This is a genomic window from Segatella copri (assembly GCF_003465495.1).
Taxonomy (GTDB): Bacteria; Bacteroidota; Bacteroidia; order Bacteroidales; family Bacteroidaceae; genus Prevotella; species Prevotella copri_G.
In genome coordinates, this window is sequence record NZ_QSAV01000019.1 from 1 (window position 1) to 21,303 (window position 21,303).

14 protein-coding genes are annotated in these 21,303 nt (G+C 45.2%); 6 read left to right on the forward strand and 8 right to left on the reverse strand.

Annotated features, from left to right (window positions below; all coding sequences use genetic code 11):
• Window positions 1–47 precede the first annotated feature (47 nt).
• Window positions 48–914, reverse strand: a complete 867-nt coding sequence (locus tag DWV53_RS07100) for an SGNH/GDSL hydrolase family protein (RefSeq protein WP_259318933.1) — start codon at window positions 912–914, stop codon at window positions 48–50.
• Between the two features lie 172 nt (window positions 915–1,086).
• Between DWV53_RS07100 and DWV53_RS07105 the strand changes: the two genes are divergently transcribed.
• Window positions 1,087–2,247: an MFS transporter gene (locus DWV53_RS07105; RefSeq protein WP_217746046.1), complete on the forward strand. Its 1,161-nt coding sequence runs from the start codon at window positions 1,087–1,089 to the stop codon at window positions 2,245–2,247.
• 276 nt (window positions 2,248–2,523) lie between these two features.
• Here DWV53_RS07105 and feoB read toward each other — a convergent pair whose 3' ends face one another.
• The 4 genes from feoB to DWV53_RS07125 all read right to left on the reverse strand — a co-directional run bounded on the left by feoB (window position 2,524) and on the right by DWV53_RS07125 (window position 10,515).
• Window positions 2,524–5,055: a ferrous iron transport protein B gene (gene feoB / locus DWV53_RS07110; protein WP_118152623.1), complete on the reverse strand. Its 2,532-nt coding sequence runs from the start codon at window positions 5,053–5,055 to the stop codon at window positions 2,524–2,526.
• Between the two features lie 243 nt (window positions 5,056–5,298).
• On the reverse strand, window positions 5,299–8,637 hold the full coding sequence (gene secA / locus DWV53_RS07115) for a preprotein translocase subunit SecA (RefSeq protein ID WP_022120998.1): 3,339 nt from the start codon (window positions 8,635–8,637) through the stop codon (window positions 5,299–5,301).
• A 169-nt stretch (window positions 8,638–8,806) separates the two neighbouring features.
• Window positions 8,807–9,166 (reverse strand): hypothetical protein, encoded by a 360-nt coding sequence (locus DWV53_RS16110; RefSeq protein ID WP_259318934.1) that lies wholly within the window; start codon window positions 9,164–9,166, stop codon window positions 8,807–8,809.
• Window positions 9,167–9,237: 71 nt separating this feature from the next.
• On the reverse strand, window positions 9,238–10,515 hold the full coding sequence (locus tag DWV53_RS07125; protein WP_234699037.1) for an Lnb N-terminal periplasmic domain-containing protein: 1,278 nt from the start codon (window positions 10,513–10,515) through the stop codon (window positions 9,238–9,240).
• 165 nt (window positions 10,516–10,680) lie between these two features.
• Here DWV53_RS07125 and DWV53_RS07130 point away from each other — a divergent pair, with 165 nt between their 5' ends.
• The 4 genes from DWV53_RS07130 (at window position 10,681) to DWV53_RS07145 (ending at window position 16,288) form a co-directional block, all read left to right on the forward strand.
• Window positions 10,681–11,961, forward strand: a complete 1,281-nt coding sequence (locus DWV53_RS07130; protein WP_118152627.1) for a hypothetical protein — start codon at window positions 10,681–10,683, stop codon at window positions 11,959–11,961.
• Window positions 11,962–12,004: 43 nt separating this feature from the next.
• A complete protein-coding gene (gene lptC / locus DWV53_RS07135; protein WP_181992439.1) occupies window positions 12,005–12,670 on the forward strand; it encodes an LPS export ABC transporter periplasmic protein LptC in 666 nt (221 codons plus the stop codon).
• 19 nt (window positions 12,671–12,689) lie between these two features.
• The gene (locus DWV53_RS07140) at window positions 12,690–13,961 is read left to right on the forward strand and encodes a hemolysin family protein (protein ID WP_118152629.1); all 1,272 of its coding nucleotides are present in this window, start codon (window positions 12,690–12,692) and stop codon (window positions 13,959–13,961) included.
• A 176-nt stretch (window positions 13,962–14,137) separates the two neighbouring features.
• Entirely contained in the window at window positions 14,138–16,288 is a 2,151-nt protein-coding gene (locus DWV53_RS07145; RefSeq protein ID WP_118152631.1) for a peptidylprolyl isomerase, read from the forward strand.
• Window positions 16,289–16,405: 117 nt separating this feature from the next.
• Here the strand turns inward: DWV53_RS07145 and DWV53_RS07150 are convergent, their stop codons facing one another.
• The 3 genes from DWV53_RS07150 to rfbA all read right to left on the reverse strand — a co-directional run bounded on the left by DWV53_RS07150 (window position 16,406) and on the right by rfbA (window position 20,401).
• Window positions 16,406–16,834, reverse strand: a complete 429-nt coding sequence (locus tag DWV53_RS07150) for a BT0820 family HAD-type phosphatase (protein ID WP_006846429.1) — start codon at window positions 16,832–16,834, stop codon at window positions 16,406–16,408.
• Between the two features lie 83 nt (window positions 16,835–16,917).
• Entirely contained in the window at window positions 16,918–19,461 is a 2,544-nt protein-coding gene (locus tag DWV53_RS07155; protein ID WP_118152633.1) for a GumC family protein, read from the reverse strand.
• A gap of 64 nt (window positions 19,462–19,525) precedes the next feature.
• The gene (gene rfbA / locus DWV53_RS07160; RefSeq protein WP_118152635.1) at window positions 19,526–20,401 is read right to left on the reverse strand and encodes a glucose-1-phosphate thymidylyltransferase RfbA; all 876 of its coding nucleotides are present in this window, start codon (window positions 20,399–20,401) and stop codon (window positions 19,526–19,528) included.
• Between the two features lie 228 nt (window positions 20,402–20,629).
• Here rfbA and DWV53_RS07165 point away from each other — a divergent pair, with 228 nt between their 5' ends.
• Window positions 20,630–21,280: a hypothetical protein gene (locus DWV53_RS07165; RefSeq protein ID WP_118065623.1), complete on the forward strand. Its 651-nt coding sequence runs from the start codon at window positions 20,630–20,632 to the stop codon at window positions 21,278–21,280.
• The last annotated feature ends 23 nt before the right edge of the window (window positions 21,281–21,303 follow it).

Genomic DNA, 21,303 nt, shown 5'->3' on the forward strand with positions numbered 1-21,303 from the left:
TTTTTGAATTATGCAAGGTATAAACGCGGAGCCGCTTACACGGATTTCTAGAAGACGCAAGGCAATGCAGATAGCTGCTGCATGATGGTCTTAGCCATGCGGGAGTGGCCGGCATCATTAGGATGAAGACGGTCGATATCCGGCTTGTTAAACATCTGCGCACCAGCATCGTAAAGAGGGAAGAGACCGGAAAGGGAGTTGAGGTCGATGACCGGAACTGCCCAGACATTGCCTGTTTCCTTGATAGCTTTCACGTATTCATTGAAGAAGATGCCTCGCGCATTCTCGTACATCTCATCTGGCTGGATGTTCTTGTCACCACTGGCAAAGAGAGCACGATGCACAGGAGTCATCACCACGATTTGCTTGGTAGGATACATCTGCTTCAACTTCGACATGGCGATGTTGATGCGGCCTTTCAATGTATTCTTGTCCATGCAGAAGTGGCGGTGGCGGCGCTGTACCATTTCGCTTGGCTTGTGGCGGGCTACTCTCACGCTGTCGAAAGTCTCCGTGTACCATTCGCCTACAGGCACACCGTTGTTGTAATCGTTGGTTCCCATAAAGATGAGAATGGCATCAAAATCATCACCATGTTCCTTCTGCAGTTGGTCTGCCTGACGGGGAATATCGTTCCACTGTCTGCCGCTCACACCATAAACGTAAGGGGTGATGCCGAGCCAATCCTGCAGGAATCCCCAGTATTTTACTTTTGATGCCTTGATGTTAGGGTCTGTGATGGAATCGCCGAAGTAAGCCACCTTCTTTCCCTTCCAAGGATGCTGAAGGTTCTTGAAAGCCTTTTCTTTTTCGGCGATTTCTTTCTTGCTCATCGCCTTCTGGGCGAAGGCGGGTAGGGTTGGCATTGCCAGAGTGAGGGCGAGTGCCAGGGTAATCATTGTTTGTTTCTTCATTGCTAGTTTGTTTTTAATTTTTTTTCCTGAGTGCAAAGGTACGGCAAAAATCTCAAACGGCGCAACATTTATTGTTCAAATATCAGTCTTTTTCTGTTTTTTTTTGTAATTTTGCAGCCGCTAATAGAAATGAGTATTTATAATAGGTATATTATTAAGGATGACAGTCAGTTTGAGTAATTTAAGTGATTTGGCGCGCAAGCGAGTGGCGGTTGCGGCTTATTATTTTGTACCGGGAGTAGTGTTTGCCAGTTGGGCAAGCCGTATTCCGGATGTAAAACAGATGTTGCATCTGAGCAACGGCCAGTTGGGAACGGTGCTTTTCGCCATTCCTATCGGCCAACTTCTGATGATGGCTTTCTCGGGTATCCTGGTGAGTAGATTTGGCAGCAAGAAGATGCTGGTTCTCTCTGAGGTGCTCTATGCCCTGGTTCTTTTCTGCATCGGTAGCAGTACTACGGTTTTTCATCTGATTTTGAGTCTTATTGCTTTCGGAATGATGGCGAATCTGATGAACATTGCCACCAATACGCAGGCATGTCTGGTAGAGAAGATGTATGGGCGCAACATCATGTCGTCGTTTCATGGTCTGTGGAGCCTGGGTGGATTCTCCGGTGGTATCATCGGTGCCATCTTTGCCAACACTTTGCTTCCGATAGATGTCCACTTTGGAACTATTCTGGCTCTGAGTATTCTCATCATTGCTGTCGGTTTCCGCTTTCTGATTAATGATGCCATGGCGAAAGCAGAAGAGGAGGATGTTCCGAAGTTCTCTTTCAAGACCATCGACCCGATTCTGTTCCTTTTGGGACTGATGGGATTTGCAGGCATGTTCTGTGAAGGTACCGTTTACGATTGGAGTAGCGTATATTTTTCATCAGTAGTAAAACCCGATGAGGCTTTTATCCGTGCGGGCTATGTGGCTGGTATGGGTGCGATGACGTTGGGTAGATTCATGGCAGATGGGTTTGTTACGAAATACGGCCCAGCCAGAGTATTGAAGGTTTGTGGTGGTTTGATATTGGGCGGTTTGTGGCTGGCTGCCGCCTTGCCTTATCTGATTCCTGCCACCTTGGGTTTTCTGCTGGTAGGTTTCGGCATCTCTTCGTCGGTTCCTATCTGTTACAGTATCGCCGGAAAATTGGGAACCATCAAGGCGAGCATCGCCATTACCATCGTTTCGAGCATCAGTTTCTTCGGTTTCCTGGTAGGACCTCCGGTTATCGGATGGCTTGCTGAGGCTACCGGTCTCCGCATTGCCATCAGCATTGCCGCCTGCCTGGGTCTGATGATAGCGTTTGTTGCCGCAAAGGTAGGAAAGAGATTATCCTGAATAAGGAAACGGTTGATGTCTTCTAATGATATGATTGATGTCGTTCAGGTATATGACTGATAACGTTCTAGTATATGACTAAAATCTTCCAAACAGTTACTTGAAGTCTTTCAGATATATAGAATAAGTCTTCTGGATATATTATATAGTAAGCCGCACAACAGCTGATGTGCGCTTGCACAACAGGTGTTGTGCAAGCGTCGCTCAGCTGTTGTGCGGCTGTCGTTCAGGTGTTGTGCGCTCTCTTTGTTTGTTTTCTTAAAGCAGACACCTTGATTAGATAAACAAACATCCTATCTGGAAGACCAGGGCTGATACTACCCATGCCAGGAGCGTGGTGTAGCCGGCGGCGAAGCCTGCCCATTTCCAACTGCCCGTCTCGCCCTTGATGGCAGCGATGGTGGCGATGCAAGGGAAGTAGAGCAATACAAAGAGGAGGAAACAGTAGGCGGTGAGCGTTGCCTTCGCTGCTGCCTCGGCATCGCTGTAACCGTAGGTCTTCTTCAGGTCGGAAGTCATCTGCTTCTTCAAGACTTCGTATTTTCCGTCTTCATCGTTGTAATCCTGATCATCAGAGAAACTGTCGTTGTTGCTGTAGAGCACGCCCATTGTTGAGGCTACAATCTCCTTGGCACCCACACCGGAAACCAAGCCCACATCCAGTTTCCAGTCGAAACCCTGTGGGGTAAAGATAGGCTCGATGGTCTTACCGATTCTGCCGATATAGCTCTGCTCCTGCTGAGCCTGGTTATCAAGCTCCTCATTATGAGGAAAATAGCCCAAAGCCCAGACAATGATACTTGCCACAAGGATGATACCACCCATCTTCTTTAAGTACTGCTTACCCTTCTCCCAGGTATGGCGGCCTATCGCCTTCCAGGTAGGGAAGCGGTAAGGAGGCAACTCCATTACGAACGGGGTATCTTCGCCCTTCACCACGAAACTGGCAAAGATGCGGCTCAATATCACGGCTAGGAAGATGCCGATGAGATAGAGCGATACCATGATGAGCGAACGGTATTGGATGGCAAAGAATGTTCCGATAACCATGATGTAGATTGGCAGACGAGCTGAACAACTCATCAATGGCAAAATCAGCATCGTTATCAGACGGGAACGGTGACTCTCGATGGTTCTTGTTGCCATCACGGCAGGTACGTTACATCCGAATCCCATAATCAGCGGAATGAATGATTTGCCATGCAGGCCCATCTTGTGCATCAGCTTATCCATGATGAAGGCAGCACGAGCCATATATCCCGAATCCTCCATATAAGAGATGAAGAAATACAGAATCAGAATCTGTGGCAGGAACACGATCACGGCACCTACACCACCAATCACACCATCTACCAGCATATCCTTCACTGGTCCATCCGGCATCGTATTGCTGATGAACTCGCCCAGCCATGCCACGCCGTCCTCAATCCATCCCTTAGGAATCTCGCCCAACACGAAGGTGGCTGAGAACATGATGAACAGCAGGAGAACGAAGATAGGGAAGCCTACATATTTATTGGTCAGGATGCTGTCGATGAGGTGGGTTACCTGATAGGTATCCTTTGCCTTGCCCGGTTCATAGCCTGCTTCCTGCAATGCGCCATGAATGAAACCGTATTTGGCATCCATGATGGCGGTTTCGCTATCCTCCTGGGTCTCTTCCTTCACACGCTTGGCAGCCTCGTCACGGGCTGCGAAAATTTCCTTGGCCGATTTCAGATGACTTACGTATTCCTCGGCGTGCTTATCATTCTCCAACAACTTGATAGAGAGGTATCGGGTAGAGTAGCGCTGGCGGATGGAATCATCTGCCTTCAGATATTTCTGGATATGCTCGATACCATGTTCTATCTCATGTCCGTGGTTGATGTGGATATGGCGATAGTGAGCGCTGGAATCTTCCTTGCCTTCGTAGAGTTCGATGATGGTCTCGAAGAGCTTGTCTACGCCTCTGCCATTGGTGAAGACGGTAGGAATCATCGAGATACCGAAGAGCTCGCCCAGTTTGTCGTAGTCGATGTTATCGCCACGCTTCTCGGTTTCATCAAACATATTGAGGGCGCAGACCATGCGGATGTGCATATCTATCAACTGTGTGGTGAGATAGAGATTGCGCTCCAGGTTGCTGGTGTCGATGACGTTGATGACGATGTCCGGCGTGTGCTCGATGAGCTGCTTGCGCACATAGAGTTCTTCTGGCGAATAAGCCGAGAGGGAATAGGTACCCGGCAAATCTACCAGATTGAAGTGGTAGCCGTTGAAATCGGCTTCACCTACTTTCGCATCCACGGTTACACCGCTATAGTTGCCTACGCGTTCGTGAGCACCCGAAGCAAAGTTGAAGAGGGAAGTCTTACCGCAGTTTGGATTTCCCACCAGTGCCACATTGATGACGCGGTGGAGTCTTTCTGCTTCCTGTTCAGCCAGGGCTTCGTTGCTGGCATTGTCTTTTCTTTCAGCCACGAGCATCTTGTCGCCGAGCGCCTGCTCGTCGCTATCGTTGGAATCTACTACTTTTGAGTCAATTACCTGTTGGCGGTCTTCTTCTTCCGCCTTGCAGAGCTTTGCATCGTTCTTGGCTTCATCAATGGAAACCACCTCGATATGGTCGGCTTCGCTGTGACGGAGAGACACCTCGTAACCCATAATCTTGTATTTCACTGGGTCCTGGAGTGGGGCGTTAAGGAGTACATCTACCTTCTTGCCCTTGATGAATCCCATCTCGATGACTCTCTTTCTGAAGCCACCGTGTCCTGATACCTTGACGATAACGGCGCTTTCACCTGTTTTAAGTTCTGATAATTTCATATATCTTTCCTTGTTTTAATCTTGTTCTTTTCTTTGGGGCATGACCTCATGATCAGCTCTTTTTTCTTTTCGACTGCAAAAATACTAATAATTTTTTGCAACTTGGTAGCAATAATGTGGTTTTAAAACAAAAATACCTAGAAATGATGAGAGTATCATCAAATCTAGGTATTCTTATCATTATTTCTGATGATGGATGTTCTTATACCTTATTATATATAAGAGCATCATCATTTCCTGTGATTACAGGTTTCTGCCGTGGCAGTTCTTAAACTTCTTGCCGCTTCCGCATGGACATGGGTCGTTAGGACGTGGCATGTGCTCTGCACGGTAAGGAGTGCGGTTTACCTGTGCGCCCTCTCGGGTATCCTGGTTAGCAGCTGCCTCCTGTGCCTCACGCTCTGCATCCAAATCTACCTTGCTCTCTACATAGTTCTGCTGAGTGTGCTGCTCAGGAGCTGCCTCCTGAACTGGTTGCTCTTGCTCCATTACTGGAATCTGACCACGCATCAAGATACTTGCAATACGGTCGTACATGTCATTAATCATGGCATCCCAAACCTTGGCACTCTCCAACTTAAAGATGAGGAGAGGATCCTTCTGCTCGTAGCTTGCATTCTGTACAGAGTGCTTCAGTTCGTCGAGCTTGCGGAGGTTCTCCTTCCAGTCGTCATCGATAATCTGGAGAACAACGCTCTTCTCAAACTCCTTCACTACGTTCTTAGCCTCGCTCTCGTATGCCTCCTTGAGGTTGCAAGGAATATTGTACATGCGCTTGCCGTCTGTGATAGGCACCATGATGCGCTCGTATATAGCACCCTGGTTTTCGTATACCTGCTTGATGATAGGCATAGCTGTAGCCTGGATGCGGTCTGTCTTACGCTTGAATGTAGCCATAGCTTCCTGGAAAGCACGTTCTGCCAAATCCTCACGTCTGCCGTTCTCATACTCATCCTCGTTGAATGGAATCTCCATAGCGAGAACTTTCAGGAACTCTTCCTTGGCACCGAAGAAGTCGTTGTTGTTAACGATGTTCAATACGCGGTCCCAGATGATGTTGGCAATATCCATACCGATACGCTCACCCATGAGGGCGTGGCGACGTTTCTCGTAGATAACGGTACGCTGACGGTTCATCACGTCATCATACTCCAAGAGGTGTTTGCGGATACCGAAGTTGTTTTCCTCAACCTTGCGCTGAGCACGCTCGATACTCTTGCTGATCATTGGGCTCTCGATACGCTCGCCATCCTCGAAACCGAGACGGTCCATTACCTTGGCGATACGCTCTGAAGCGAACAGACGCATCAGCTTATCCTCCAATGATACATAGAATACAGAAGAACCTGGGTCTCCCTGACGACCGGCACGACCACGGAGCTGACGGTCTACACGGCGGCTCTCATGACGTTCTGTACCGATGATGGCAAGACCACCTGCAGCCTTTACCTCTGGAGTCAGCTTGATATCGGTACCACGACCTGCCATGTTGGTAGCGATGGTTACGGCACCCTTACCGTTTACTGAGCGACCTGCCTCGGCTACGATCTGAGCCTCCTGCTGGTGCAGCTTAGCGTTCAATACATTATGAGGAATGTTGCGCATCTTCAACATCTTGCTCAACAACTCAGAAATCTCGACAGATGTTGTACCTACCAAGACTGGGCGGCCAGCATTACGTGTTTCCTCGATTTCGTCGATAACTGCACGATACTTCTCGCGGGCAGTCTTGTATACACGGTCATCCAAGTCCTTACGCTGGATAGGGCGGTTGGTTGGAATCTCAACAACATCGAGTTTGTAGATATCCCAGAACTCACCTGACTCTGTACTTGCTGTACCGGTCATACCTGCGAGTTTGTGGTACATACGGAAGTAGTTCTGAAGTGTGATGGTAGCAAAGGTCTGTGTAGCAGCCTCTACCTTTACGTGCTCCTTAGCTTCAATAGCCTGGTGCAAACCATCGCTCCAGCGACGGCCTTCCATGATACGTCCTGTCTGCTCATCCACAATCTTCACTTGTCCGTCCATGACAACATATTCGTCGTCCTTATTGAACATGGTGTAACCCTTCAGGAGCTGCTGCAAGGTGTGAACACGTTCGCTCTGTACACCATAGTGAGCCAGCATCTCGTCTTTCTTGTCAAGACGCTCCTGGTCGGTAAGGTCTGTGCGTGCCTCGAGTTCACTCATTTCTGTTGTGATATCAGGCAATACGAAGAGTTCCTTGTCGTTTACCTGCTTAGCCAACCAGTCGGTTCCCTTATCGGTAAGGTCGGCAGAATTCATTTTCTCGTCTACTACGAAGTACAATGGCTCAGTAGCCTTAGGCATCTCACGGTTGTTGTTTGCCATGTAGTACTCCTCGGTCTTCAGCAGACCAGCCTTGATACCTTCCTCAGAAAGATACTTGATCAATGGCTTGTTCTTAGGCAATGCCTTGTAAGAACGGAAGAGTGCGAGGAAGCCTTCATCAAGGAGTTCCTGATTCTTAGCTTTTGTACCTTCGTTAATCTTCTGCTTAGCCTCGGCGAGCAATTCTGTAGCCTGCTTGCGCTGTACCTCATAAAGTTTCTCAACCAATGGCTGATACTGCTCAAACATCTGGTCGTCGCCCTTTGGAATAGGACCAGAGATGATCAATGGGGTACGGGCATCATCAATCAATACTGAGTCGACCTCATCGACGATGGCGTAGTTGTGCTGGCGCTGTACCAGATCGGCTGGGTTGGTAGCCATGTTATCACGAAGATAATCGAAACCGAACTCGTTGTTGGTACCGAAGGTGATATCTGCCAGGTATGCCTTGCGACGCTCGTCGGAATTAGGACGGTGCTTGTCGATACAATCTACAGAGAGACCGTGGAACATATAGAGAGGTCCCATCCACTCAGAGTCACGCTTAGCCAAATAGTCGTTCACGGTAACGACGTGAACACCATTACCAGTCAAGGCATTCAGGAAGATAGGTGTTGTACCTACAAGGGTCTTACCCTCACCGGTAGCCATCTCGGCAATCTTACCCTGATGGAGAACAACACCACCGAAGAGCTGTACATCGTAGTGGATCATTTCCCACTTCATATCATTACCACCGGCAGTCCAGTGGTTGTGATAGATAGCCTTGTCGCCATCGATGGTTACGAAGTCGTTAGCAGGGTTTGAAGCCAACTCGCGGTCGAAGTCGGTAGCAGTAACTATTGTTTCCTCGTTCTCAGCGAAACGGCGAGCAGTATCCTTAACGATAGCGAAAACCTGAGGCAAAACCTCGTTGAGGGCTTCCTCATACTTGTCGAGTGCTTCCTGCTCTAACTTGTCGATCTGGTTGAAGATACCTTCACGCTCATCGATAGGAGTGTCTTCAATTTTAGCCTTGAGTTCAGCAATCTTAGCCTTCTCTTCCTTGGCGTACTCCTGTACGTACTTCTGAAGTTCTTTTGTTTTTGCACGAAGTTCGTCATTGCTTAAGGCCTGCATCTTAGGATACTCTGCCTTGATCTTTTCTACGATTGGCTGGATCAACTTCATATCGCGAGTTGACTTGTTGCCAAACAATGACTGGAGAATTTTGTTAAAGTTCATTGTATATTTATTTTTTATTATTATTCGATGATGTTTGGGAGTAAAATCTCCTGTTGTTTATTACTAGCTTGCAAATTTACTAAAAATATCTGTAAATCTGCAAGGAATTGCCAATTATTACCTGTTTTTATGGCAAATCTTCTGAGTTTTGCTTACTGAAAGCATAAAATCAGCAGTCTGGACCTCGAATAACGATACTCCCATACGGAACTTTGTGTCTGTGCTCCGTAGGGGATTCATAATAAATATGTGAATGAATGTCTGTCAGAATGTCAGAAGAATTGGCGGCAAGTGTTGCCGCCAGGATAGGATGATGCGTTGCGATGCTCTCATCTTCTGATGCCGCTTTGATGGCTTTGAGCACGCAGAGAATGTCCTCCTCCAATGCCTTCGCCTCCGGTTGCTGGATGAATTCATCGTAGGATATATCCGTAAGCGCAAACTTCAGCGCCTGCTGATAAGTCTGCGCCTCCATGCCGGTTGCCGCCAGGACAACCAAAAGGGCTGTGATATATCTGTTTACCATCATTGTTGTTTATCTTCTTCTTCTGTACGGAAAACGATATTGTGCCAATCGTTTCCTTACGTATATTTTAATGTCTATTTATTCTTTCTGAATTTCTTTACGATATGCTTCTGCAAACCATAATTGTTTGGACTTAAATCCATCATGGTCGATTTGACGCAGTATCTCGCTAGCAAAGAAAGTGCCAAAATACTCATACCCTCAGCATAGTTCTGCCATATCTGCATGAACAGGGCAATGAGCAGAAGCCATCCCAGAAGTTCGAAATACCAATACTGACGACCTGCTTTCATCCTCTTGACAGTCTTCCAGGCAAAGATGAGGTTGAGCGGATTCAGTATCAGAATCTGGAAATTTATCTGTACGGTAGGATGCTGCGAGAAGATCATGGTAAAGAGAATCAGTCCCGGTAATCCTGTCAGGACAAGCAGGATGGCATCAAACCACCAGTAGTTTTTCTTTTTTACACATTCTCTTACCGTTGTTCCTATGATGATGATTGCCAGAGCTATGGCTATCATTTGTGGTGTAACAGGAGTATCGTCTATTATTTGTGCCTGGGCTGGGATAATATCGGATGTTTCATCTACCAGAGTGATATAGCCGCTGGCACTTGTTGCATTGGTCTTGCCGTCTGCAGTCTGAGATGCATCAATAAAGTCGGTTCTTCCTTCTGTGGCAAAGTCCTTGCTCAGATTGTCTGGCAAGAATTCCCATTCTCTTTGTGTGATAGGGCGGTCTGCCTGACAACCCAAAAGAAGGTCATTGCCGAATCTTGCCCAGCGGTGCTGTCCGTTGAGTTTGTGAATCTCTTCCCTGTAGGTAAAAGTGGTAGGGGTATCTTTAAAGTTGGTACTCTGGTTCCCAATGTTGGAGAGAATCATCTCGCGTGCCCGGGTCGTACAGTTATCATAGAAGAAATTGTAGCGGTATACGCGGTTCTCCGGCTGTGCATTCTTGTCGATGCTTCTCAGAATTCCCAGTTTCTCTGTACGGGAGAGACGGAGGCGCTGCTGTCTTACCCATCTGCCTTCATGTGCATATTCGGCAATGAAGTCGCTCATCGGGTAGATGCCAATCTGATAGTCGGTGAGTCCGAAAACAAAACGGAGTACGAAGCAACTTTGGTTAAAACTAAACATACCCCAGTTGACGGCAACATCCGTTCCCATAGCTTTGTTCTGGATGCGTAGAGCGGTATGTCCATAATACGACCACACCTCCTGACCTGGTCCGCAAGTCAGGAGAGAAATGTCAACAGAATCGAGCCACGCAGTAGCTTCTTCATTGACACGACTGTTCTGCACAGAAATATCAGAGTCTTTGTCTCTTGAAAAATCCTGTGCAGCCACTTCAGTAGTTAAATTGATTAAAATTACTGCTAAAATGGCACTAAAAATATGCTTAAAACGTTTCACGATGCAAAAATACCTTATTATTTTCAATTATCCTTCTTTTTTCTAGATTTTTTTTAATACTTTTGCACTCTGAATATAATTTTGAATGATTATTAAAGAATGAGAAAGCTTTTTTTAGCAACCCTATTGTTGGGTTCAGCCCTTATGGTTAATGCCCAAAGTGGTACTAATTCGCCATACAGCCAGTATGGTCTTGGCATCTTGTCGGACCAGACTTCTGGTTTTAATCGCGGTATGAATGGAGTCGGTCTTGGCTTTCATGAGCATAATCAGGTAAACTATCTCAACCCTGCATCTTATGCTTCGATTGATTCGATGACTTTCATCCTTGATGCCGGTATCTCTGGTCAGGTGACAAATTTTGAAGAGAATGGTGTGAAGAAGAATGCCAACAACTCAAATTTTGAGTATGTTGTTGCAGGCTTCCGCTTGCTGCCACATGTAGGTATGAGCTTCGGTATCATTCCTTTTACCAATGTTGGCTATAATTATTCTGCATCAGAATGGGTGAATGCTGACAAGGAAGCTTACTATACTAATACTTATTCCGGCGATGGTGGTTTGCATCAGGCATACATCGGTGCGGGTTGGGAACCGGTCAAGGGCTTGGCCGTAGGTGCCAACTTCTCATATCTCTGGGGTAGTATAGACAGAAGTGTAGCAAACAGCTACAGCAATTCTTATTACAAGACCCTCACCCGCTACTATTCTATGCAGGTGAACAGCTATAAGGTTGATTTCGGTGTACAGTATACCCATCAGTTCTCAAAGAAAGATTGGGCTACCGTGGGTGTCACCTTCTCGCCAGGACATGGTCTCGGGGCTTCTGCTGATATGAAAATCATTTCTAATGATACCCAGAACGGTGTTACCGATACCACCGCTTACTCTATCGGCAAGGCTTACAAGTTGCCTACCATGATTGGTGCGGGTGTGATGTGGAATCATAACAACCAGTGGAAGGTTGGCTTTGATTACAGTCTGCAGAAGTGGGGTAGCTTGGGCTATCCTAGTTTCGATGGAACCAACTACGCCTTGAAAAATGGTATCTACAAGGATAGAAGCAAGTTCAATCTCGGTGCCCAGTATTGCTATGGAGAACGCAGCCGTGCTTTCTTCAAGCGTGTTCAGTATCGGGTAGGTGCCAGCTACGCCACACCTTATTATAAGATGAATGGTGTTGATGGTTCGAAGGAAATCTCTGTAAGTGCCGGTTTCGGTATTCCTATCATGAACTCTTACAACAACCGCTCTATGCTGAATATCAGCGGTCAGTGGGTGAAGAGTTCGGCTAAGGATCTGATTAAGGAAAATACTTTCCGTATTAATATCGGATTCACATTCAACGAGGATTGGTTTAAGAAGTGGAAGATGGATTAATCTTCCACTTATATATAATAATGTATAGAATCTATATATAATAATGTATAGAATAAAAGGCTCTTATATTGTCGGTATCCTGATGTTCCTGATTTTGGCTGGTTGCCAAAACCAGGTAGAACATACTGCGCCCGCCATCCGTCCGCAAGACTCGGTGGCGATGATGACGTCGTATGGTGTAAATACATTGGTAAGCGACTCGGGAGTTATGAAATATCGCATCGTAACAGAACGGTGGGAGGTGAATACCAGCAAGAATCCATCTTTGTGGATCTTTGATAAGGGACTTTTGCTGGAGCAGTTTGATGAGAAATTCCATATTAATAGTTATATCCAGTGTGATACAGCTTATTATTATGATCAGCAGAAGATATGGAAACTTTATGGTAGGGTGAGTATCCTGACCAAAGATGGTTTGCGCTTCAATAGTGAGCAACTTACCTGGGACCAGAACAAGCACGAATTGTCAAGTAACGTATTCAGTAAACTTGTTACTCCTGAAAGAACGCTACAGGGTTCTCATTTCTGGAGTGATGAAAAGATGACGCGCTATTATGTGAGCAATTCGAAGGGTAGCTTTGAAAAGGGAGACCTGACAGGAGGTGGTGGTGCTGCCGATACGTTGAGCAGCCAGCCTGATTCTGTCAAGAATAACTTCCGTCAGCCGGCTACACCAGTCAGAGCCACTACGATTCCTATCATGCACTAATTAAAAAGAAAAAGATATAATGAATGAACAGGTGGATATGAGTTTAGTCGTAGGCATTCTCATTACGATGGTTTTCTCAGCATTCTTCAGCGGAATGGAGATTGCCTTCGTCTCTTCCAACCGTATGTTGGCGGAGATGGATAAGGAGAAAAACGGCCTTACGCAACGACTGTTATCTTTGTTTTATAATCATCCGAATGGCTTTGTCAGTACCATGCTCGTGGGCAACAATATAGCCCTTGTGGTTTATGGTATTCTGATAGCCCGTCTTTTTGACAATACGATTTTCGCAGGTTTTGATGCAGCCTTTACGGTGCCTGCAGATACCATTCTGTCTACGCTGATAGTACTCTTTACGGGTGAGTTTCTGCCAAAGACGCTTTTCAAGTCTAACCCGAACCGCTTGCTTTCTATCTTCAGTCCGGTAGCTTATCTGTGCTATGTGGTATTGTGGCCTATCAGTAAATTCAGTACTTTCTTGAGTAAGTGCCTGCTGCGTCTGATAGGTATGAAGATGGATACTGAGGGGGCGGATGAAGGCTTTTCTAAGGTAGACCTTGATTATCTTGTGCAGTCAAGTATCGATAATGCTACCAATGAAGATGAAATTAATGATGAGGTGAAGATATTCCAGAATGCCCTTGATTTCTCCGATACTAAAGTACGCGACTGTATGGTGCCCCGTACTGAGATTCAGGCTGTTGAAATGGATACTTCTCTCGAAGAACTGCAGCAGAAATTCATAGAGAGCGGTAATTCGAAAATCATTGTATATGAAGAGGATATAGACCATATTGCGGGATATATTCACAGTTCCGAACTCTTCCACCATCCTTCACGTTGGCAGGATCATATCCGTACACTTCCTTTTGTGCCGGAAACGATGCAGGCACAGAAACTGATGCAGACTTTTTTGCAGCAGAAGAAGTCTTTAGGTATCGTTGTAGATGAGTTTGGAGGTACTAGCGGTTTGGTGAGTCTGGAAGATATCGTTGAGGAAATCTTCGGTGATATAGAAGATGAGCACGATTCAGCCAAATATGTAGCTAAGAAAACCGATGATGGTGACTATCTCCTTTCTGCGCGACTGGAGATTGACAAGGTGAACGATATGTTTGGTCTTGAACTGCCGGAAAGTGATGAATATATGACTGTAGGCGGTTTGATATTGCATGAATATCAGAGCTTTCCTAAACTCAACGAGGTGATTAAGTTTGATAACTTTGAGTTCAAGATTATCAAGTCAACATCGCGTAAAATAGAGCTTGTTAAACTCCACATCATCAAATAGCTGAGCAGGAAAAGGGAATTTTTTGCTTTTTTTGAGGTAATAGTCAAAAAAGATAGCAAAAAATTCCCTTTTCTCGTATTATTTTTGTATTTTTGCAGACAATTGGCTACTAGCATCAAAAGTGGTTCAATCTAAACTTAGGAAAAAATAAAAATAATAATAATAATTAAAACGTAATGGCAGCATTAGGAACAATTAGAAAAAGAGGCGTGATACTGGTTTGTATCATCAGTTTCGGCCTTTTCGCCTTTATTGCCGAGGAAGCTTTCCGCTCTTGCGATTCAGCAAAGAATAATGAGCGCCAGCAGATTGGTGAGGTTTTGGGCGAAAAAATCAGCGTGCAGGATTTCCAGAAGCTCGTTGATGAGTATTCAGAAGTTATTAAAATGCAACAGGGTCAGGAAAATCTTCCTGAAGAGCAGATGAATCAGGTGAAGGATATGGTATGGAATACCTACATCCAGAACCAGATTATCGCTAAGGAAGCTAGCAAGTTGGGTCTCACTGTGACCGACGAAGAGCTTCAGGACATCTTGAAGACAGGTACTAACCCTATGCTTCAGCAGACTCCTTTCGTAAATCAGCAGACAGGTCGTTTCGACGCATCTGCTCTCCAGAAGTTCTTGGCAGACTACAAGGCACAGAAGGCTAACCCATCTGCTAACGCACAGATGATGGATCAGTATACCAAGATTTACAACTACTGGTCATTCATCGAGAAGACTCTCCGCCAGCAGACATTGGCTCAGAAGTATCAGGCTCTTCTCGCCGGTTGCTTCCTGTCAAACCCTGTAGAGGCAAAGATGGCTTTCAAGGAGGAGAATGAAGAGAGCCAGATTCAGTTGGCTGCTTTCCCTTACTCTGACATCCAGGATGATAAGGTAAAGATTTCTGAAAGCGATCTGAAGGCTAAGTATGATGAGATCAAGGCACGCTTCAAGCAGCCTGTTGAGAGCCGTGACATCAAGTTCGTTGATATCGAGGTTCAGGCTTCAAATGCAGACCGTGCTGCTCTTAACAAGGAATTTGCAGGTTATCACTCACAGTTGGCTGCTGCTGCAGATCCTACAGAGGTTGTACGTAAGTCAGCTTCTACTGTAGCATATCTTGGTATTCCTGTTTCAAAGGATGCTTTCCCACGTGATATCGCTGCTCAGCTTGATTCTATGGCTGTAGGTTCTACTTCTGCTGTTAAGGCTAATGCTGGTGACAATACATTGAACATCGTTAAGTTGGTAGCTAAGCAGGAATTGCCTGATTCAGTACAGTATCGTGTTATCCAGGTTGCTGCTAACTCTGTAGCTGAGGCTAAGACTAAGGCAGATTCTATTCAGGGCGCTATTGCCGGTGGTGCTGATTTCGAGGCTATCGCTAAGAAGTATGGTCAGACTGGTGACAAGGCTTGGATGACTACTAAGCAGTATGAGTATGCTCAGTCTATGGATAAGGACAACAAGACATTCATCAATACATTGAATACTGCAGCAGTTAACTCTTTGAACCAGCTTCAGTTGGGGCAGGGATATGTAGTTCTTCAGGTTCTTGACCGCAAGGCAATGGTCAGCAAGTATACTGCTGCCGTTATCAAGAAGCCTATCGACTTCTCTCAGGGTACTTACCGTACAGCTTACAACAAGTTCTCTAGTTTCGTAAGTGCTAATCCTAAGTCAGAGGATCTCTTGAAGAATGCAGCTAAGGAAGGTTACAAGGTTCAGGACTTGAAGGATATTACAACTTCTGTTCACTATGTAGCAAACATCCATTCTACACGCGAGGCTTTGAAGTGGATTTTCGATAGCAAGGAGGGTGAGATTTCACCTCTCTATGAGTGTGGTGACAACAACCACCTGTTGGTTGTGGTTCTTGATAAGATTCATCATATCGGTTATCGTGATTTGAATGATGCAGTTGTCAAGGAGACTGTTAAGGCAGAGGTGCTCAAGGATAAGAAGGCTGAGATGATTGAGGCTAAGTTGAATGGTGTTAAGAACATCGCAGCTGCTAAGGCTAAGGGTGGTAAGGTTTCTTCTGTAAACCAGATTACTTTTGCTGCTCCTGTATTCATCGCAGCTACTGGCGCTAGCGAGCCAGCTCTCTCTGGTGCTGTTGCAGGTACTAAGAAGGGTGCTTTCTCTGCTCATGCAGTGAAGGGTAACGCTGGTGTTTATCTCTTCCAGGTTACTAACAAGACTAACCGTCCTGTTAAGTTCGATGACAAGACATACGAGCAGAAGTGCCGCCAGAAGGCTATGCAGTATGCAGGTAACTTCATGAACGAGCTTTATCTGAACGCTCATGTAGTAGATAACCGCTACTTGTTCTTCTAATTCAGACTAGTAAATTCATTCCAATAAAAAAAGGTGTATTGCTCTTGGCAATACACCTTTTTTATTTATTGGGATATCTTTTATTGTATCTACAAGAATATCTTTTGGAGAAGCATTTTATCCGCGGCTCCACCAATGTTTCTTTTTGGGAGCTTCCTGCTGTTCGCCGAACTTCTGTTTCAGTACTCTGCGATAACTGGTATGGTTGGTGATAATCTGATAAATCTCCCCCCAATCAGGCAAACCGCCGATACCTCGGTCGTCAATGAACCAGTCGGCTTTGAGCTTGCGGGAGAAGTGGTTATTGTTCTCCAGACTCTCTTCAGGATAATCCTTGTTTACAGCCCAGAATTCAACTCCTCTTTCTCTACACCATTCTACTGCCTCGTCCAGGAGCTTTCCTTCGCGTACGCTCCATAGAATAAGCTTGTGGTGGTCTCTAATCAACATCTTTAATGTTTCTGTTGCGAAAGGTAGCTCTGTACCAATCTTCGGGTACTCGTGGGTTACGATTGTACCATCAAAATCTACTGCAATTGTTGCCATATAGTCTTAATGTTTTTAAAATCTAAAAGAGTCTTCCTATCTGGATAGAAAGACTCTTTTCTTTGTTGTATGTATGTTCTTGATTACTTCTTGATACTGTTGTCGTTGGCATTGCCATAGTGGCTGTTGCTATAGTTGCCATAGCTGCCATACTGGCCGTAAGTTCCATATTTGCCATATTTGCCATATGATCCATAAGAACCATAGTTGCCATATTTACCATATTTGCCGTACTTACCGACACCATAATAGAAGCTGTGCTTCTTCTTAGAGAGGTCGACGCCATTGAGTACTAAGCACATGTTAGGCAATTTATTCTCGGCTTTCAAACCATTGATCATGCCGAAACTAGCCTTTGGAGTATAATCTGCGCGGCAGACGTATACACAGAGATTAGCCAGACGTCCAAGCTGCAAACTGTCGTTTACAAGACCTACAGGAGCCGTATCGAGGATAACATAGTCGTAATGTTCCTTCAACTGACTGATAATGTCGTCAAGGCTTGCTCTGGTTACTAACTCTCCTGGGTTAGGAGGAACAGGACCAGCCATAAGGAGGTCGAGTTTACTGTTGATACCCGAAGAGAGAATCTGTTTCTGAATGTCATCCCATGTATTATGGTCGTGTATAATCAGATTGGTGATACCATTATGGTGGTTGTCAATCTCGAAGAGCTCTGCCAGACGTGGCTTGCGGATATCCAGACCTACCATGATAACCTTCTTGCCCAGCAAGGCGAGCGAGATACCGATATTGGATGCCACGAATGTTTTACCTTCACCTGATGTAGAAGAGGTAAACATCATCACCTTCTCACCTTCTTTCAGCATAAACTGAATATTGGTACGCAGGCCACGGAAAATCTCCTCCATCAGGTTGTTTACATTCTGGTGAACCACAATGTCAGCCTTTCCTTCCTTCTTGGCAGCGTCGCTTGCCACAGGAATATCGGCAATGACAGGTATCTGAGTGAGTTTCATCACGTCTTCATGTCCCTCAATCTTGTACTTGAAGAATTCTCTCAGGAAGAGGATGCCGGCAGGGATTGCAATACCCAGTACCAGTGCTATCAGCATAATGATAGGATTCTTAGGACTAACCTTTCCTTCCAATGAAGGAGCATCGATAACCTTACCCTTGTCTGCCGTTGCTGCTAGCGAAATGGAGTTTTCCTCACGTTTCTGAAGAAGCATCAGGTAAAGACCAGATTTTACTTCCTGCTGGCGACCAATCTGTGTAAGAACTCGCTCTTGTTCTGGCGAGTTACCTATCTGGCTGGCATACATGGCAGCTTGTTTGGCAATGCTGTTACGCTGGATTTCCATACCAAGCTTAGCCTGGCGCATGGCGCGCTTGATAGATTTTGTAAGGTCATCCAACTGGGCTGATAATGGTGTGACGGTTGGAGAATTCTCACTGGCAGAATGCAACATCTGGTTGCGGTTCAGAGCTATCTTGTTGTATTCGTTAATCAACTCTGTTGAACTTTCATCAGTCAGACCTACGTTTGATGGGATAGGCTGATATCTGTTGCCAGGTTCGTTCATGTATTTGCCAAGCTCATTCAGAAGTTCAACCTGTGTGTTAGCCTCCTGGAGTTTCTGGGCGTATGTGTCTGAGTTAGCGATGGCAGCTGTTGCGTTGAGCTTCATCTCTACAACATTGTTACGCTTCTTGTAGCTTTCGAGCTGGCCTTCTGTATTGCCCAGTTCGTTGTTGATCTTCTCCAGACGCTGGTTGATGAACTGTTCTGTGCGGAAAGAAATTTCATTCTTGTCCTCGTTGGCCTGGCGGTTATAAACATTTACCAGAGTTCTCAGATAGTCGATACTGCGCTGAGGATCTTCATCTTTCATCACCAGTTCGGCTATGGTTGTGGTCTTTGAAGTTTGGCTGACAGTCAGTGCTTTTGTATAGCCCTTAGCCGCCATTTCTGGTGACACGATAATCACCTTCAGGCTCTCACCGTCTTTTAATGCGTATTTGCCGTTCTGAGTGAAGTGGAGGGTTCCTACACGTGTATTGATGCTTGCTGGCAGACCAGCTAAAGTCTTTTCAATCTTTACAGGATCCTTCTGATAGGAGAAGGCATCTACAGGTATGTAGTATGAACCTGTAACCTGATACTGGCTGCCAGTTTTCTCTATAAGAAGCTTGATAGGAGCATTCAGTTTCTTGAGATGAGCCAGGTCTAAGTCAACGCTGACCTCCTGCTCTTTGTAGACTAACTGATCCCTGAAGGTTCCTTTATGGTAATAGTTCACGTAGCATTTCATGTCTACTACAGCCTGGTTAGCCAAGTCTTGAGCCGAAAGAATTTCAATCTCATTGTCTATACCGTTTGAGTTTGAAATAAAACCGAGGTTTGCAGCATTCTGAATCATGCTGTTACCCATTCCTCTGTTCTTTCTCTGGTCGTCATCCTTTATCAGTACCTTGGCGGTTGCCTGGTATTGCGGTCTTGCATGGCGTATGTAGAGATATCCCAATCCCAAACATACAATGAGTGATAGAACGAACCATTTCCAGTTGAGGATAAGAGTAGAATAAATCAGCTGGAAGTCAATAGATGACTTTTCTTCCTGCTCTTGATCACGTCCTAAATCAAAGTTCTTTGTTTCTTCCATTATTTTATATTCTATTGTGTTTACACCTTTTTATATTTGTATAAGATAAATGATAGAATCTGTGCTATCTGCTTGCCGCTAGTTCTTTCAGATACTGTCCATACCCGTTTTTGAGCATCGGTTGGGCAAGTTTCAGCAACTGTTCTTTGTCAATCCATCCTTGTTTGAATGCGATTTCTTCCAGACATGCCACTTTCAGACCCTGTCTCTTTTCGATGACTTCTATAAAGGTGCTGGCTTCCGAAAGGCTATCGTGGGTACCGGTGTCAAGCCAGGCGAAACCGCGCTGTAAGGTTCTTACCTTCAGAGCCTTTTCTGTCAGATAGTGCTGGTTTACTGTTGTTATTTCCAACTCACCTCTTGCGCTAGGCTTGATGTTCTTAGCCACATGCACCACGCTGTTTGGATAGAAATAGAGTCCTACAACCGCATAGTTGCTCTTAGGCATATCCGGTTTTTCTTCTATGCTCAGGCAGTTGCCGTTTTCATCAAACTCTGCCACACCATATCTTTCCGGATCGTTGACATAATAGCCAAATACGCTTGCCAGTCCTTCTTCTGCAGCTTTTACGCTTTCCTTGAGTAAACCCGTAAAACCGGCTCCATAGAAAATGTTGTCACCCAAAACCAGACAGGCTGTATCATTACCGATAAACTTCTCACCAATGATGAAGGCTTGAGCCAGACCGTCGGGTGATGGCTGTTCTGCATATTCGAAGTGTACACCCAATTCGCTGCCGTCGCCTAACAGACGTTTGAAACCAGGCAAGTCGAATGGGGTAGATATAATCAAAATCTCCTTGATTCCTGCCAACATTAGCACGGAAACAGGGTAGTATATCATTGGCTTATCAAAAATTGGTATCAATTGCTTACTGATACCTTTGGTAATAGGGTAAAGTCTTGTACCCGAACCTCCCGCTAATACGATTCCTTTCATATCTTCTCTATTTCTAATATAATGAAGTTGGATAGTCTTAATCTTAAAAACGCGGCAAAGTTACTAAAAAAAGTTGAATGCGTGAAATCATAAGCCATAAAAATGCATTTTTTGATAAAAAAAACACCGTTTTAGATAAAAAACATCGCTTTGATTTGGGTATTTACTGATTTTATTGTATTTTTGCAGAACAATTTAAATAGATATAGAAAATAAAATAATAAAGGAATGGGAATTTTTGCAAAACTATTCGGTCGTAAAGACGACGATAAAAAGGTAGGTGGAATGGAAGATTACATGACCTTGGTCCGTGTATACTTTCAGGCTGCACTTGCTTCTCAGTTAGGTATCACCAATTTGGCCATGTTGCCAGACTTGCGTGTCTTCAAGACAAGTCTGCATGTTCCGACGGTCAACAATCGTCTGGGTATTGGTGAAAAGGCACAGGTGAAGAAAATGATGAAGAATATCTATGATACGGATGATGCCTTCTTCAAGGAAATAGATTCCAGTATCCGTAAGAACTGCCACAAACTGCAGGATGTAAACGTATATCTCATCCAGTTCCAAAACTTTACGCAGGATCTGATGATGCTGATGGGCAATCTGATGAAGTTTAAACTCCGTTTGCCTAGCTTCATGAAGAATTCGCTATATAAGATGACTGCTAAAACTGTAGAAGATATCTTTACCAAGAACGATTTCTCTGATGCCAGTGTGCTGAAAACCGTGCTTCAGTTGCGCCAGTTCAACAAGCGCTTGGCATTCAGCCAGCAATGGGTAACCGACTTTACCTTCCAGGTATTGATGCTTGCCAAAAAAGAGCCACGTCCATCAGATGAAGACGTAGAAAAGGCGAAGCAGAAGATGGGAAAGTAACAAATGTTGCGCCCAAAATAAAA

What these genes read in the sequence shown, in the direction of transcription:
- DWV53_RS07145 (WP_118152631.1), top strand. Translation starts at nt 14,138, where the DNA reads ATGGCAGCATTAGGAACAATTAGAAAAAGAGGCGTGATACTGGTTTGT.
- DWV53_RS07165 (WP_118065623.1), top strand. Translation starts at nt 20,630, where the DNA reads ATGGGAATTTTTGCAAAACTATTCGGTCGTAAAGACGACGATAAAAAG.
- DWV53_RS07100 (WP_259318933.1), bottom strand. Translation starts at nt 914, where the DNA reads ATGAAGAAACAAACAATGATTACCCTGGCACTCGCCCTCACTCTGGCA.
- feoB (WP_118152623.1), bottom strand. Translation starts at nt 5,055, where the DNA reads ATGAAATTATCAGAACTTAAAACAGGTGAAAGCGCCGTTATCGTCAAG.
- DWV53_RS07150 (WP_006846429.1), bottom strand. Translation starts at nt 16,834, where the DNA reads ATGGCAACAATTGCAGTAGATTTTGATGGTACAATCGTAACCCACGAG.
- rfbA (WP_118152635.1), bottom strand. Translation starts at nt 20,401, where the DNA reads ATGAAAGGAATCGTATTAGCGGGAGGTTCGGGTACAAGACTTTACCCT.
- DWV53_RS07140 (WP_118152629.1), top strand. Translation starts at nt 12,690, where the DNA reads ATGAATGAACAGGTGGATATGAGTTTAGTCGTAGGCATTCTCATTACG.
- DWV53_RS16110 (WP_259318934.1), bottom strand. Translation starts at nt 9,166, where the DNA reads ATGATGGTAAACAGATATATCACAGCCCTTTTGGTTGTCCTGGCGGCA.
- DWV53_RS07130 (WP_118152627.1), top strand. Translation starts at nt 10,681, where the DNA reads ATGAGAAAGCTTTTTTTAGCAACCCTATTGTTGGGTTCAGCCCTTATG.
- secA (WP_022120998.1), bottom strand. Translation starts at nt 8,637, where the DNA reads ATGAACTTTAACAAAATTCTCCAGTCATTGTTTGGCAACAAGTCAACT.
- DWV53_RS07155 (WP_118152633.1), bottom strand. Translation starts at nt 19,461, where the DNA reads ATGGAAGAAACAAAGAACTTTGATTTAGGACGTGATCAAGAGCAGGAA.
- lptC (WP_181992439.1), top strand. Translation starts at nt 12,005, where the DNA reads ATGTATAGAATAAAAGGCTCTTATATTGTCGGTATCCTGATGTTCCTG.